10 protein-coding genes and 1 pseudogene are annotated in these 14,985 nt (G+C 60.6%); 6 read left to right on the forward strand and 5 right to left on the reverse strand.

Annotation, left to right across the window (positions count from 1 at the left end; all coding sequences use genetic code 11):
- The first annotated feature begins 199 nt into the window (after positions 1 to 199).
- From aceE to msrA, 4 genes are all read left to right on the forward strand, one after another.
- On the forward strand, positions 200 to 2,845 hold the full coding sequence (gene aceE, locus P3C29_RS23560) for a pyruvate dehydrogenase (acetyl-transferring), homodimeric type (protein ID WP_010169277.1): 2,646 nt from the start codon (positions 200 to 202) through the stop codon (positions 2,843 to 2,845).
- Between the two features lie 11 nt (positions 2,846 to 2,856).
- Complete coding sequence (aceF, locus tag P3C29_RS23565; protein WP_275965590.1) at positions 2,857 to 4,506, forward strand: dihydrolipoyllysine-residue acetyltransferase; 1,650 nt, start codon at positions 2,857 to 2,859, stop codon at positions 4,504 to 4,506.
- 315 nt (positions 4,507 to 4,821) lie between these two features.
- A complete protein-coding gene (locus P3C29_RS23570; RefSeq protein WP_275965591.1) occupies positions 4,822 to 7,512 on the forward strand; it encodes a GGDEF and EAL domain-containing protein in 2,691 nt (896 codons plus the stop codon).
- Between the two features lie 74 nt (positions 7,513 to 7,586).
- Positions 7,587 to 8,234 (forward strand): peptide-methionine (S)-S-oxide reductase MsrA, encoded by a 648-nt coding sequence (gene msrA, locus P3C29_RS23575; RefSeq protein WP_010169273.1) that lies wholly within the window; start codon positions 7,587 to 7,589, stop codon positions 8,232 to 8,234.
- 135 nt (positions 8,235 to 8,369) lie between these two features.
- Here msrA and rlmJ read toward each other — a convergent pair whose 3' ends face one another.
- Positions 8,370 to 9,206 (reverse strand): 23S rRNA (adenine(2030)-N(6))-methyltransferase RlmJ, encoded by an 837-nt coding sequence (rlmJ, locus tag P3C29_RS23580; protein ID WP_076015494.1) that lies wholly within the window; start codon positions 9,204 to 9,206, stop codon positions 8,370 to 8,372.
- Between the two features lie 192 nt (positions 9,207 to 9,398).
- Here rlmJ and P3C29_RS23585 point away from each other — a divergent pair.
- A pseudogene (locus tag P3C29_RS23585) lies at positions 9,399 to 9,536 on the forward strand (bifunctional O-acetylhomoserine aminocarboxypropyltransferase/cysteine synthase); the annotation flags it as partial.
- Between the two features lie 48 nt (positions 9,537 to 9,584).
- Here the strand turns inward: P3C29_RS23585 and P3C29_RS23590 are convergent.
- Positions 9,585 to 10,298 (reverse strand): DUF4123 domain-containing protein, encoded by a 714-nt coding sequence (locus P3C29_RS23590; RefSeq protein WP_201125990.1) that lies wholly within the window; start codon positions 10,296 to 10,298, stop codon positions 9,585 to 9,587.
- The gene (locus tag P3C29_RS23595; protein ID WP_275965592.1) at positions 10,295 to 12,316 is read right to left on the reverse strand and encodes a type VI secretion system tip protein VgrG; all 2,022 of its coding nucleotides are present in this window, start codon (positions 12,314 to 12,316) and stop codon (positions 10,295 to 10,297) included. Before P3C29_RS23595 ends, P3C29_RS23590 begins: the two co-directional genes overlap by 4 nt.
- A 188-nt stretch (positions 12,317 to 12,504) precedes the next feature.
- On the opposite strand from P3C29_RS23595, the gene P3C29_RS23600 reads away from it, so the two are divergent.
- Entirely contained in the window at positions 12,505 to 12,999 is a 495-nt protein-coding gene (locus P3C29_RS23600) for a DUF2165 domain-containing protein (protein ID WP_201125988.1), read from the forward strand.
- Positions 13,000 to 13,069: 70 nt separating this feature from the next.
- Here the strand turns inward: P3C29_RS23600 and putP are convergent, their stop codons facing one another.
- Together putP and P3C29_RS23610 are read right to left on the reverse strand one after the other, a co-directional pair.
- Positions 13,070 to 14,554: a sodium/proline symporter PutP gene (putP, locus tag P3C29_RS23605; protein WP_010169263.1), complete on the reverse strand. Its 1,485-nt coding sequence runs from the start codon at positions 14,552 to 14,554 to the stop codon at positions 13,070 to 13,072.
- 94 nt (positions 14,555 to 14,648) lie between these two features.
- Positions 14,649 to 14,984, reverse strand: a complete 336-nt coding sequence (locus P3C29_RS23610) for a hypothetical protein (protein WP_275965593.1) — start codon at positions 14,982 to 14,984, stop codon at positions 14,649 to 14,651.
- Position 14,985: the final 1 nt, after the last annotated feature.

A 14,985-nucleotide genomic window follows, 5' to 3' on the forward strand; every position in this document is an offset into this window, starting at 1 on the left:
CCGAGCAATCCGCTCAGTCTTGTGTAGTTTTACTACTCGTATATACATTCGAAAGGCTGAAATGGCCGACGATTTGTAGTAAAACTACAGGACGCCGAAGCAACCTTCGGCCATCCAAGAATTTATGTCGTCTGCCCACAAGGCCAGTCGCAAACTTCAGGCAACCGATTCTGGTAGCCTTTCCGCCCTGGAGCAAGCCATGCAAGACCTCGATCCCGTCGAAACCCAGGAATGGCTGGACGCCCTGGAATCGGTTCTCGACAAAGAAGGCGAAGACCGTGCTCACTACCTGATGACCCGTATGGGCGAACTCGCGACCCGCAGCGGCTCGCAACTGCCCTACGCCATCACCACGCCATACCGCAACACCATCCCAGTTACCCACGAAGCACGCATGCCTGGCGACCTGTTCATGGAACGCCGCATTCGCTCGCTGGTACGCTGGAACGCCATGGCGATGGTAATGCGCACGAACTTGAAAGATTCTGACCTGGGCGGTCACATCTCCAGCTTCGCTTCCAGCGCAACCCTGTATGACATCGGCTTCAACTACTTCTTCCAGGCCCCGACCGACGAGCACGGCGGCGACCTGATCTACTTCCAGGGCCACACTTCGCCAGGCGTCTACGCCCGCGCGTTCATGGAAGGCCGCATCACCGAAGAACAAATGAACAACTTCCGCCAGGAAGTCGACGGCCAGGGCCTCTCGTCCTATCCGCACCCTTGGCTGATGCCTGATTTCTGGCAGTTCCCGACAGTATCCATGGGCCTTGGCCCGATCCAGGCGATCTACCAGGCACGCTTCATGAAGTACCTGGAAGCCCGCGGCTTCATCCCTGAAGGCAAGCAGAAAGTCTGGTGCTTCCTGGGCGACGGCGAGTGTGACGAGCCGGAATCCCTGGGCGCCATCTCCCTGGCTGGCCGCGAGAAGCTGGACAACCTGATCTTCGTCATCAACTGCAACCTGCAGCGCCTCGACGGCCCGGTTCGCGGCAACGGCAAGATCATCCAGGAACTCGAAGGTGTGTTCCGTGGTGCTCAGTGGAACGTGACCAAAGTCATCTGGGGCCGTTTCTGGGACCCACTGCTGGCCAAAGACGTCGACGGCATCCTGCAACGTCGCATGGACGAAGTCATCGACGGCGAGTACCAGAACTACAAAGCCAAAGACGGCGCGTTCGTACGTGAACACTTCTTCAACACGCCTGAACTCAAGGCAATGGTTGCAGACCTGTCCGACGACGAGATCTGGAAACTCAACCGTGGCGGCCACGACCCGTACAAGGTCTACGCGGCGTACCACGAAGCGGTCAACCACAAAGAACAACCGACCGTCATCCTGGCCAAGACCATCAAGGGTTATGGCACCGGTGCCGGCGAAGCGAAAAACACTGCGCACAACACCAAGAAAGTCGACGTCGACAGCCTGAAGTTGTTCCGCGACCGCTTCGACATCCCGGTCAAGGACGAAGAGCTGGAGAACCTGCCGTTCTTCAAGCCAGAGCCAAACAGCGCCGAAGCCCGCTACCTCAGCGAGCGTCGCACTGCACTGGGCGGTTTCGTGCCGCAGCGCCGCGCCAAGTCTTTCGACATCCCTACACCGCCACTGGATACCCTCAAGGCTATCCTGGACGGCTCGGGCGACCGTGAAATCTCCACCACCATGGCCTTCGTGCGGATCCTCGCGCAACTGGTCAAGGACAAGGAAATCGGTTCGCGTATCGTGCCGATCATCCCGGACGAAGCCCGTACCTTCGGTATGGAAGGCATGTTCCGTCAGTTGGGCATCTACTCCTCCGTCGGCCAGCTCTACGAGCCAGTCGATAAAGACCAGGTGATGTTCTACAAGGAAGACAAGAAGGGCCAGATCCTCGAAGAAGGTATCAACGAAGCGGGCGCCATGAGTTCCTTCATCGCTGCCGGTACTTCGTACTCCAGCCACAACCAGCCGATGCTGCCGTTCTACATCTTCTACTCGATGTTCGGTTTCCAGCGTATTGGCGACCTGGCTTGGGCAGCAGGCGACAGCCGTACCCGTGGCTTCCTGATCGGCGGTACTGCCGGCCGGACCACGCTGAACGGCGAAGGCCTGCAACACGAAGACGGCCACAGCCACATCCTGGCGGGCACCATCCCGAACTGCCGCACCTTTGATCCAACCTACGGCTATGAGCTGGCGGTGATCATCCAGGACGGCATGAAGAAGATGACCGAAGAGCAGCAGGACGTTTTCTACTACATCACCGTGATGAACGAGTCCTACCAGCAGCCAGCCATGCCGGCCGGTGTCGAGGAAGGCATCATCAAGGGCATGTACCTGCTCGAAGAAGACACCAAGGAAGCCGCTCACCACGTGCAACTGATGGGCTCCGGCACCATCCTGCGCGAAGTGCGTGAAGCTGCGAAGATCCTGCGTGAAGAGTTCAACGTCGGCGCTGACGTATGGAGCGTTACCAGCTTCAACGAACTGCGTCGCGACGGCCTGGCCGTAGAACGCAGCAACCGTCTGCACCCGGGCCAGAAGCCTGCGCGCACCTACGTTGAAGAGTGCCTGGCTGGCCGTAAAGGTCCGGTGATCGCCTCTACCGACTACATGAAACTGTTTGCTGAACAAATTCGTCAGTGGGTACCGTCCAAGGAATTCAAAGTCCTGGGCACCGACGGTTTCGGCCGTAGTGACAGCCGCAAGAAGCTGCGTCACTTCTTCGAAGTCGACCGTCATTTCGTGGTGTTGGCAGCCCTGGAAGCCTTGGCTGACCGTGGTGAAATCGAACCTAAGGTGGTAGCAGACGCTATCGTCAAGTTCGGGATCAACCCGGAAAAACGCAACCCACTGGACTGCTGAGGAGACTTTCTGTGAGCGAACTCATTCGCGTACCTGACATCGGCAGCGGTGAAGGTGAAGTAATTGAACTGTTTGTGAAGGTCGGCGACACCGTCGAAGCCGACCAGAGCATCCTGACCCTGGAATCGGACAAGGCGAGCATGGAAATCCCTGCTCCCAAGGCCGGCGTGGTCAAAAGCCTGAAAGTGAAGCTGGGCGACCGCCTGAAAGAAGGCGACGAACTGCTTGAGCTGGAAATCGAAGGCGCCGCTGATGCGGCCCCTGCGGCGGCCGCTCCTGCTGCTGCCCCGGCAGCCGCCGAAAAGCCTGCCGCTGCCGAGGCCCCAGCGGCCCCGGCTGCTGCACCTGCTCCAGCTGCCGCCGCTACCGTCCAGGACATTCATGTTCCGGACATCGGTTCGTCGGGCAAGGCCAAGATCATCGAGCTGCTGGTTAAAGTCGGCGACACCGTCGAAGCCGACCAGTCGCTGATCACCCTGGAGTCCGACAAGGCCTCCATGGAAATCCCTTCGCCGGCTGCCGGTGTGGTGGAAAGCATTGCCGTGAAGCTGGAAGACGAAGTCGGTACTGGTGACTTCATCCTCAAGCTGAAAGTGGCGGGCGCTGCTGCGCCTGCTGCTGCCGCTCCAGCCGCCGCTGCCCCGGCCGCCAAGGCTGAAGCCGCACCGGCTGCCGCCGCACCTGCGCCTGCTGCAAAAGCCGAGGCTGCTCCAGCCCCGGCGGCTGCACCTGCGCCAAGCGGTGCCAAGGTTCATGCCGGCCCTGCCGTGCGCCAACTGGCCCGTGAATTCGGCGTTGAGCTGAGCGCGGTCACTGCCAGCGGTCCTCACGGGCGCGTGCTGAAGGAAGACGTGCAGGTTTACGTCAAATCCATGATGCAGAAGGCCAAGGAAGCTCCGGCTGCCGGCGCTGCCACCGGTGGCTCGGGCATTCCGCCGATCCGCACCGTCGACTTCAGCCGCTTCGGCGAAATCGAAGAAGTGCCGATGACCCGCCTGATGCAAATCGGCGCGGCCGGCCTGCACGCCAGCTGGCTGAACATCCCGCACGTGACTCAGTTCGACCAGGCCGACATTACCGACCTGGAAGCTTTCCGCGTTGCGCAGAAAGCCGTCGCCGAGAAGGCTGGCGTGAAACTGACCGTGCTGCCACTGCTGCTCAAGGCTTGCGCGCACCTGCTCAAGGAACTGCCAGACTTCAACAGCTCGCTGGCGCCTAGCGGCAAGGCGATCATTCGCAAGAAGTACGTGCACATCGGCTTTGCCGTCGACACGCCGGATGGCCTGCTGGTACCGGTCATCAAGAACGTCGACCAGAAGAGCCTGTTGCAGCTTGCCGCTGAGGCTGCCGCACTGGCTGCCAAGGCCCGCGACAAGAAGCTCACCCCGGACGACATGCAAGGCGCTTGCTTCACCATCTCCAGCCTCGGGCACATTGGCGGTACTGGCTTCACGCCAATCGTCAACGCGCCGGAAGTGGCGATCCTAGGTGTTTCCAAGGCCACCATCCAGCCTGTATGGGACGGTAAAGCGTTCCAGCCGAAGCTGATGCTGCCACTGTCGCTGTCCTACGATCACCGTGTGATCAACGGCGCCGCGGCTGCACGCTTCACTCAGCGCCTGAGCCAGTTGCTGAACGACATCCGCACCATCCTGCTTTAAGCCTCAACAGGTCTTCTGCCCGCGCAGAAGACCTGGCTTCACCGATTTCCGAGCGCCACGCTCGTACCTCAACCCCGCCAACTGGCGGGGCTTTTTTTGCCTGCTTTTCGCACAAAAGCTGGACACGAAATTTGAGGTTGTACACCGCCCATCACCCCGGTTGCAGAAAACCGCTCGCTGGCCGATAACACACTTATAGCACTTAGCCTTCATCCTCTCTTGTCAGCCCGTGCTGCATGATGCAACCTTGCCGCAGGCAACAGTAAAGAGGGCGTGAGCCCGGCGCGATGCGCATTTTTCCAAGCGAGTTTCCCCATGAAAAGCCAACCCGATGTCGCCCGTACGGCGGCCGAGGTAGTGACGCAATTACCGGTGCCTTCGCGCCTCGGTATGCTGCGTTTCGAGCGGCTTAATGAGGCAAGCTGGGCCCTGCTGTACCTCGACCCCAATTGCGAACGCCAGTTCGGCCTGCCCGCGGTGGAACTGTGCGCCCTGATCGGCTCGCCGTACGCCAGCCTGATGGAGCCCCAGGCACGCTATCAGCTGCATGATGCGATTCAGGAACAGCTGACCGTCAGCCCGCATTACCTGGTGCGCTACACCTTGCACACCAATGACGGCCCCCTGAGCCTGCTGGAACTGGGCGAGGCCTACAAACAACACAACCGCCACCTGCTGCGCGGCTACCTGATGGTGGTCGACGGCCTGTTCAGCGATATCCCGGTGGCCCCGGCGGCAGATCTGGAAAGCCAGAACAGCCGCCTGCAGATCGCCCTGGAGCTCAACCAGCGCGCCCAGCAGGAACAACTGCAACACCTTGAGCGGGTGCGCGCCCAGCAGGAGCTGATCCTGCTGCTGGCCCGCCAGCGCTACAGCACCAACAATTCGCTGCAAGAAGCCGCCGAACTGATTACCCGCAGTGCCTGCGATATCTACCAGATTGACTGCGCCAGCATCTGGAACCTCGAAAACCAGCACCTGGTGCCGATTTCCGCCTATCACCGCGACGATCAGAAACACCACTTGCCCGAGACTATCGACGCCAGCGGCTTCCCGGATTACCTGGAAGCCCTGCAAACCAGCCGCGCCATCGACGCCACGAACGCGATGCGTGACCCGCGCACCCGGGAGATGGCCGAGAGCCTGCGCCCCCGGGACATCCACGCCATGCTCGATGCGAGCATTCGCGTCGATGGCAACGTGGTCGGCGTGTTGTGCCTGGAGCAAAGCGGCAGCACCCGCGCCTGGCAGTCCGATGAGATCGCGTTTGCCGGCGAGTTGGCCGACCAGTTCGCCCAGGTCATCAACAACCACAACCGCCGCACTGCCACCAGCGCCCTGCACTTGTTCCAGCGGGCTGTGGAGCAAAGCGCCAACGCATTCCTGCTGGTCAATTGCGACGGTGTGGTGGAGTACGTCAACCCCAGCTTTACCGCGATCACCCAGTACAGCACCGAAGAAGTCCACGGCCACCTGCTATCGGAACTGCCGGCGCTGGAGAACCTCAGCGAGCTGTTGTTCGATGCGCCTTCAAGCCTGGCCAAGAGCAACAGCTGGCAAGGTGAATTCAAGAGCCGGCGCAAAAACCTGGAACCCTACTGGGGCCAGCTGTCGATCTCCAAGGTCTATGGCGACAACCGTGAGCTGACGCATTACATCGGCATCTACGAAGACATCACCCAGACCAAGCTGGCCCAGCAACGCATCGAACGCCTGGCCTACACCGACAACCTGACCAACCTGGGCAACCGGCCTGCATTCATCCGCAACCTGGACGAACGTTTTGCCCGGGACAGCGACAGCCCCATCAGCCTGCTGCTGGTAGACATCGACAACTTCAAGCGGATCAATGACAGCCTTGGCCACCAGACCGGTGACAAACTGCTGATCAGCCTCGCCCGGCGCCTGCGCAACAGCCTGAGCGCCAGCGGCAGCCTGGCGCGGTTTGCCAGTAACGAATTTGCCGTGTTGCTGGACGATACGGACCTTGAGAGTGGCCAGCAGGTCGCCAGCCAGTTGCTGGCCACCCTCGACAAGCCCATGTTCGTCGACAACCAGTTGATCAGCGTCACCGGCTCGGTGGGCCTGGCCTGCGCGCCCCTGCATGGCCGCGACCCGCAAACCCTGATGCGTAACGCAGGCCTGGCGCTGCACAAGGCCAAGGCCAACGGCAAACACCAGGTTCAGGTGTTTACCGAGGCACTGAACGCCGAAGCCAGCTACAAGCTGTTCGTGGAAAACAACCTGCGTCGCGCCCTGACCCAGAACGAGCTGGACGTGTTCTACCAGCCCAAGCTGTGCCTGCGCAGCGGCCGCCTGCTGGGCATGGAAGCGCTGTTGCGCTGGAACCACCCGGAAAAGGGCATGATCCGCCCTGATCAATTCATCAGCGTGGCTGAAGAGACCGGATTGATCATCCCCATCGGCAAATGGATCGCCCGCCAGGCCTGCCGCATGAGCCGGCAACTGACCTCCGCCGGCATGGGCAACTTGCAGGTGGCGATCAACCTGTCTCCCAAGCAGTTTTCCGACCCGGACCTGGTGGCCTCGATTGCCGCGATCCTCAAGGAAGAACAGTTGCCGGCCAACCTGCTGGAGCTGGAGCTGACCGAAGGCCTGTTGCTGGAAGCCACCGAAGACACGCGCCTGCAGCTGGACCAACTGAAGAGCTTTGGCTTGACCCTGGCCATGGATGACTTCGGCACCGGTTACTCGTCGCTGAGCTACCTGAAGAAATTCCCGATCGACATCATCAAGATTGATCGCAGCTTTATCCATGAAATCCCGGACAACCAGGACGACATGGAAATCACCTCGGCGGTGATCGCCATGGCCCACAACCTCAAGCTCAAGGTCGTGGCCGAAGGCATCGAGACCGCCGAACAGCTGGCGTTCCTGCGCCGCCACCGTTGCGACGTCGGCCAGGGCTACCTGTTCGACCGGCCAATCCCGGGGTCCGAGTTGTTGAAGATGCTTAAACGCTATCCTCGCGGGCCAATCGCCTGACAGCGCTGTAACACTCGGGCACACTGGCAGTCTGAATTCTTATCTGTAACTCAATCTGACTGAGAGGACTGATCATGGTCTTGCGCTCGGAAATTCTGGTGAACAAAAACGTGCTCCCCACTCAAGATCAAGCTTTGCCTGGCCGTGAAACCCCAATGTCCCTGCCCGAGACGCACTTCGTCAACGGCAACCCGCTGCTCGGCCCGTTTGTCGACAACGTAGAGTTTGCAATCTTCGGCCTGGGTTGCTTCTGGGGCGCAGAGCGGCGCTTCTGGCAGCGTGACGGCGTGGTCAGCACGGTGGTGGGTTATGCCGGCGGTTACACGCCGAACCCGACGTACGAAGAAGTCTGCTCGGGCCTGACCGGCCACAGCGAAGTGGTGTTGGTGGTGTTTGACCAGGACAAGATCAGCTACGAAGAGCTGCTGAAAATGTTCTGGGAACTGCACAACCCGACCCAGGGCATGCGCCAGGGCAACGACATCGGCAGCCAGTACCGCTCGGTGATCTATGCGGTCAAGCCGGAGCACCTGGAGGCAGCGAAGGCCAGTGCACAGGCGTATCAGAATGAACTGACCAAGGCGGGCCTGGGCACCATCACAACGGAAATCGAAGAAGCGCCGACCGTGTACTTCGCCGAGGCGTACCACCAGCAGTACCTGGCGAAAAATCCCCAGGGCTACTGCGGGATTGGCGGCACAGGCGTGACCTGCCCGATCTAAGAGCGACACCAATAAAAATGTGGGAGCGGGCTTGCTCGCGAATGCGGAGTGTCAGTCACTGAATGTGCTTCTGATACACCGCATTCGCGAGCAAGCCCGCTCCCACATTGGGTCATCACTTACCTTGAGAGTGGGTTACTCAGCTATGAGCCAATCCATCTGCCACCCACCCTGGGTTTGCCCAAGCTGCTTGGACAACCATGGCAGCAGCTCACGCAATTCTTCCTCCAGCCCCCACGGCGGATTGGCAATCGCCAAACCCGAGCCCGTCAGGGTGTTCGGCGTGTCCAGCGGATGCACCAGCAATTCCACTCGCAGCAACTTCGGCGCACCGGTGCCGGCCAGGTCCTGGTAGAAGCGACGCAGCATGCGCTGGTCTTTCACCGGGTACCAGATCGCGGCCACTGTCTGGCGCATCCGGCTCACGGCTTCTTTGAGGGACGCGGCGCAGCGCTGCATCTCGTCAAGCTTTTCGAACGGCGGGTCAATCAGCATCAGCGCGCGTTTTTCCGGCACCGGCAGCAGCGCCCGTGGCACGTGCCAGCCTTCGCCAAGGTGGACTTTCACCCGACGGTCGCCCTTCATGTTGTCCTTGAGCAGCAGGCCGTCTTCCGGGTGCTTCTCGTTGAGCAACACACGGTCCTGAGGCCGGGTCAGGCGCCGTGCCAGCTCCGGTGAGCCCGGGTAGTAGCGCAACTCGCCATCCGGGTTCATCTCGTGCAGCACACGCATGTAATCGGCGGTCAGCGGCGGCAGGTCGGCCTGGCCCCACAGGCGCGCGATGCCTTCCAGGTACTCACCGGTGCGGTTTGCCTGGTCGCCCTGCAGGTCGTACAGACCGATGCCGGCGTGGGTGTCGAGATAGGCAAACGGCTGCTCCTTGCGCGACATCAGGGCGATGAGGCGGGTCAAGGTCAGGTGTTTGAAGACATCGGCGTGGTTGCCGGCGTGAAAGGCGTGACGATAATTCATGGTTGCTCCTGCGCAGGGGGCGAAGTTTACCTTTTACACGGGCAAAGGTGCAGGGCTGTGGTGAGCGGGCTTGCCCCGCGCTGGGCTGCGAAGCAGCCCCAATAATGGCAAAGGGCGTTATTTCAGACAGAATGCAGTGGGCGACTTGGGGCCGCTACGCAGCCCAGCGCGGGGCAAGCCCGCTCACCACAGGGCCATGGCAACTCGCTGAGTGGCGTGATCGTCGACAGTGGCACCCTCCCCTGGACGCAATACCCGGAGAAATTCCACGGCCTCAACCAGCCCGAGCCGGCCTATCACGGCGTGGTCTACACCGAGAAATTCGGCCCTGTAGAGGCCATTGAAGACCTGATCGAGGACTTGCAGCAGTCCCTGGCTTCAACCCAACTCCGAGACCAGCCACGCGGCCAGCGCCTGATGGCTGACATCCGGCCGGCGTACAAAGCGAGCGACCTTGTGTTTCAAGGTCGCCAGCGCAAAAGCGCTGTGCAGGTCCGGGCGCTGCTCTTCCAGCCATTGCAGCAGGTTGCCCACCCGCGTGACGCTCGATTGCTCACTCAGGTACTGGAGAACCTGCGGCGGTACTTGCCACCACGGGCTGGGCTTTGCCGCTCCGGGCGTCGTGACCGCAACCTCATGCTGGCAACCATTGATCCAGTAGCGGCTGAATACAGGGAGCAACTCCCGCGCCCCAGGCCCGAGCGCCTGCAAAACACGCAGCGTGTAGGCTCCATCCCAAAAGCGAAAAAACACCGCCTGCCCATCCGGCAACAGCACCTTGGTCAGGCTGCGCAAATGCTCGGCAACGGTTTGCAGAGAACAGGACGACACCGCCAGCCAACCCCAATCGGTACCTTCACATTCGGTAGCCCACTCCAGAAAAGCACTGTCAGCGGCAACCACCGCAACGTAGGGCATGACCTCTTCCCACGCCGCATACTCGCTACCCGCCCAGATCGGACTGAGCGCGCGCCCATCGGAACGACGCCACGCTTCAAGCGGCTTGCAGTCACTGGCATTGCCCAATACCGCAAACATCTGCTCACCCGCCTGCAACGGCGCAGACTCAAGCCACTGCCCAGGAGAAATCATGGTGCACCTCCAGCCAACGATGCACTGCGATGCAGAGGCGTATTGCACACGCCATTCCGGCAACGCTCGCACTCCTCACAAAAGGGCGCACCGCGTTTCAAGCTGAGCACTTGCACGGCACTCAGGGGTGCCGGAATTACCGCCAGCAGTTTTTCCTGTAGCCCTGGCATCAGCGGCGACCCCGCCGGTGCTGGCGCCCCGCCCAGCTGGATCGGAACACTGCTGAAAATCCCGCCCGCCGACACGTTGATCCACTGCCCTCCGGCCTGCAGCGTCACGCTGGCGCCCGCGTCGATAACGACGCTTTGTCCCGCGCCAATGTTAATCGTCAGACCGGCACGCAGCTGCTGCGAGCCGGCGATCATCAGGTGATCGTCCTGCTTGAGTTCGGTCAGGCGGTTGCCGTGGGTCGTGCGCTGTTCTTCACCCTGAAGCTCGTGACGATCGAGGCCTTTGACGATCACGTTGCGCTGGTTATCGACCTGCACGTGCTGGTCGTGGAGTACGTGCTGGGTCCAGTTGCGTTGGGCGCGCAGGTAGATTTCCTCGGCGCCCTTGCGATCCTCGATGCGCAGCTCGTTGTAGCCACCGCCGCCGGGGCTGGTCTGGCTACGGAAGATGCTGCGGGTCTTGTCGGCCGGCAGGTCCAGCGGCACCGGCGTCGCCGCATTGGCCAGGCAGCCGACCACCAACGGCGTATCGGCGTCACCGTCAACAAAACCCACCAGCACTTCCATGCCCACTCGCGGGATCAACACCGCGCCGTAATGTTCGTGGGCCCAGCCGCTGGCTACCCGCAACCAGCAACTGGAATGTTCGTTGTGCTCCCCGGCGCGATCCCAGGCCAGTTGCACCTTGACCCGACCGTATTCGTCGCAATGGATTTCACTGCCTTCCGGCCCGGTGACCACGGCGTTCTGGTAGCCGGATATCGGTGTACGTGGCGACGGTAGCGTGGGTCGAAACACAGTGTCCCAAGGTGTGGCGACGAAGGTGTTGCCATAGCCCTGGAGCCCCCCATCGCCCACAGACTCTTCGAGCACTTGCGGCTGCTTGCCGGTATGGGTGACATGCGTCACCAGCCACAGGTCATTCCATTCATCACGCGGATGCGCTGCCAGCTTGAAAAACCGACCACTGACCAACGCCGGTTGATCGCCACTGCCATGGGCCTGGCGATAATCGCGGCGGTGCCGCTCAAGGGTCCGTTGGGCCAAGTGTTTGCCATGGGGGCGGTCAGTAAAATGTCCGGGATAATCGTGATCTTCCAGGGAAGGAAGCTGCTCACCCAGCACTTCGCTTTCCAGCTGCAGACGCGGTTTGCGAAAGTCGTAATCGCGCAGGTTTACGCCTGTCGTACGTGTCTCCAGGCGCACCGAAAAACGCTTGATCACCGGCGTGTCGGCGACCATTCCGGAGCCCGGTGCATAGTCGGTTGGCTGCTCGCCCTGGGCGAACACCGCCTGGTCATCACCAAACACCAACAGGTGACCGTCGGGACTGTGCTGAAAATGGTAGTGAATCCCCTGCTCGGCACACAGCCGCTGGATAAACCCCAAATCGCTTTCACCGAACTGCACGCAGTACTCGCGCACGGGATACACACCGCCCAACCGGAACTCGAAAGCATCCCCGTGGATGCCCTGCCCCTCCAACACCTGCTTGATGATCTGCGGCACGCTCAGGTGCTGGAACATTCGCTGGTGACTGCTGTGTTGCAGGTATGCCAAGCGGGGCACCAGGCTGATCTGGTAACGCGTTAGCCGCCTGCCGGAATCACCTTGGGCAACGCGGTAGATTTGGCCGTGAACGCCATGCCCCTGGGCATCAAAGCCCAGGAAAGCCTGACGGTGCAGCAGGCTCTCAAGGTCAAGGTCCGGCTGCTCGCTGACCAGTTCAAGGTCAAAGCAATAAGGCTCGCTGATGGCTTCGCTGCCCGTGAACTCAAAAACCTTGAGATCACTGGGCATACCGTCGAGGGTCAGGGTAAAGGCACTTTGATTGGCAGGAGCGAACATCCGGTGTTTCTCTGCAAGTAGTGGGCGACCGATTCTGCACCAGCTTTTTGCCGAGCTGAGTGCGCTGCAGGCAAATCAGTAAATCCCTACATCGCAAGCGCTTTAATCTTCATGTATCCGGCGTCGAAGCCCTACCACCAGCGTGCTAGCGTATTCATCCCCCATCGCCCCATGACAATGGAAAAAACATGGCCACCCGTTACGCAAAAATCGTCCTGACCCTTGCCCTGGCAGCCTTCGCCACACTCGTCGCCTTCAGCAACATCACCGACTACGGCTCCAACTTTGCCTTCGTCAAACATGTGCTGAGCATGGACACCACCTTCCCCGGCAACGCCGCAATGTATCGCGCCATCACCACCCCATGGCTATGGCACGGTGCGTATTGGCTGATCATTGCGGGTGAAGCACTGACGGCCGTGTTGCTGGCACGAGGCGCGCTGGCGTTGTGGCGAGTTCGTCGTGCCACCGGCACCGAATTCAACCGCGCAAAGAAATGCGCAGTCGCGGGCCTGAGCCTCGGTTTTGTCGTGTGGTTTTTCGGCTTTATGGTGATCGGCGGCGAGTGGTTCCTGATGTGGCAATCCCATCAGTGGAACGGCCAGGAAGCGGCATTCAAGTTTTACATGGCGATCCTGGGCGTGTTGATTTTCCTGAATCAGCCGGACGCAGACCGCGACTGAATCACGCCCATAAAAAAACGGCCCGCAGGCGGGCCGTTTTCAGTTCAGCGGGCCTTCAGGCCCCCGCCGATTACTTGTTGAGGTTGTAATCCGCCTCGGCTGCATCAAAACGCTGAACCATGCCGGCAGTCGGCGCGCCCAGCTTGCTCACGAAGTAGATCGCCAGGCTCGCGAAGATGAAGCCCGGGATGATTTCGTACAGGCCCAGCAGGCTGAAGTGCTTCCACACGATCACGGTGATCGCACCTACCAGGATGCCGGCCAGCGCGCCATTGCGCGTCATGCCCTTCCACAGTACGGAGATCAGCACCACCGGACCGAACGCAGCGCCAAAGCCCGCCCAGGCGTAGCTCACCAGGCCCAGTACGCGGTTTTCCGGGTTGGCGGCCATGGCGATGGCGATCAGCGCCACCAGCAGCACCATGGCACGACCGACCCACACCAGTTCAACCTGGGAGGCGTTCTTACGCAGGAAGGTTTTGTAGAAGTCTTCGGTCAGGGCGCTCGAGCACACCAGCAACTGGCAGCTCAAAGTACTCATTACCGCGGCCAGAATGGCCGACAGCAACACACCGGCAATCCACGGATTGAACAGCAGCTTGGCCAGCTCGATGAACACACGCTCGTGGTTCTCGGTCACGGGACCGGCGACTTCCGGGTGCGCCGAGAAGTAGGCGATACCGAAGAAGCCCACGGCCACGGTGCCGCCCAGGCACAGGATCATCCAGGTCATGGAGATGCGGCGCGCATTGGCAATCGACTTCACCGAATCCGCCGCCATGAAGCGCGCAAGGATGTGCGGCTGGCCGAAGTAGCCCAGGCCCCAGCCCATCAGCGAAATGATGCCGATGAAGGTGGTGTTTTTCAGCATGTTGAAGTTGTCAGGGTTCTGCGCTTCGATCGCCAGGAATGTGGTGTCGACGCCGCCGGTGGCCAGCAGCACGATGATCGGCGTGAGCAGCAGGGCGAAGATCATCAGCGTGGCTTGCACGGTGTCGGTCCAGCTCACCGCCAGGAAACCACCGACGAAGGTGTAGGCAATAGTCGCGGCAGCACCGGCCCACAGCGCGGTCTCGTAGGACATGCCGAAGGTGCTTTCAAACAGGCGGGCACCGGCCACGATGCCGGAAGCGCAGTAAATGGTGAAGAACACCAGGATCACCACCGCAGAGATGATCCGCAGCAGGCCGCTTTTATCTTCGAAGCGGCTGGAGAAGTAATCCGGCAGGGTCAGGGCGTCGCCGTTGTGCTCGGTCTGCACCCGCAGGCGGCCGGCTACAAACAGCCAGTTCAGGTAGGCACCGACGATCAGGCCGATAGCGATCCAGCTTTCCGACAGGCCAGACATGTAGATCGCGCCGGGCAAGCCCATCAGCAACCAGCCGCTCATGTCCGAGGCGCCGGCCGAGAGCGCGGTGACCACGCTGCCGAGGCTGCGACCGCCCAGAATGTAGTCGGAAAGGTTGTTGGTGGAGCGATAGGCCATAAAGCCGATCAGCACCATGGCAGCGATATAGATCACAAATGTGATCAGGGTAGGATTACTTACGCTCATTGAGTTACGCCCTGGCATTGTTTTTATGTAGCGGCGGTCTGTCAGGACGGCCACCCACTCAGCAAGTGGATAGACGAAACCCGGCGCCGCGCATTTATGACTGACGTTTCCCCAGGAAAGCCATCAGCCGATGAACCTTCCGTAAGACGGTTGCACCTTGGGCGCGAATGCTATTCAACAAAGTAAATAAGGTGCAACCAGTTTCTGGAGAATAAGTTGCACCTTGATGTGTTTTCCGGAAAACGCCCTGTTTTTGCTCCTTTTCGGAGCAAGCGCAGCCAAAGTCAGAACCAATTGCACCAAGGCGCAGCCGATTCGGCTGCGGTGATAATTTTTCCCGATCAGCATCAAAAAAATCATGGATAAAAAGGGTTGCACCCGGTTGCACCTCTCTCGGCGCAAAGCTAATCTTGCCGCCAGCTGATGCCACG

It is taken from the genome of Pseudomonas sp. 1912-s, from assembly GCF_029269205.1.
Classification (GTDB): domain Bacteria; phylum Pseudomonadota; class Gammaproteobacteria; order Pseudomonadales; family Pseudomonadaceae; genus Aquipseudomonas.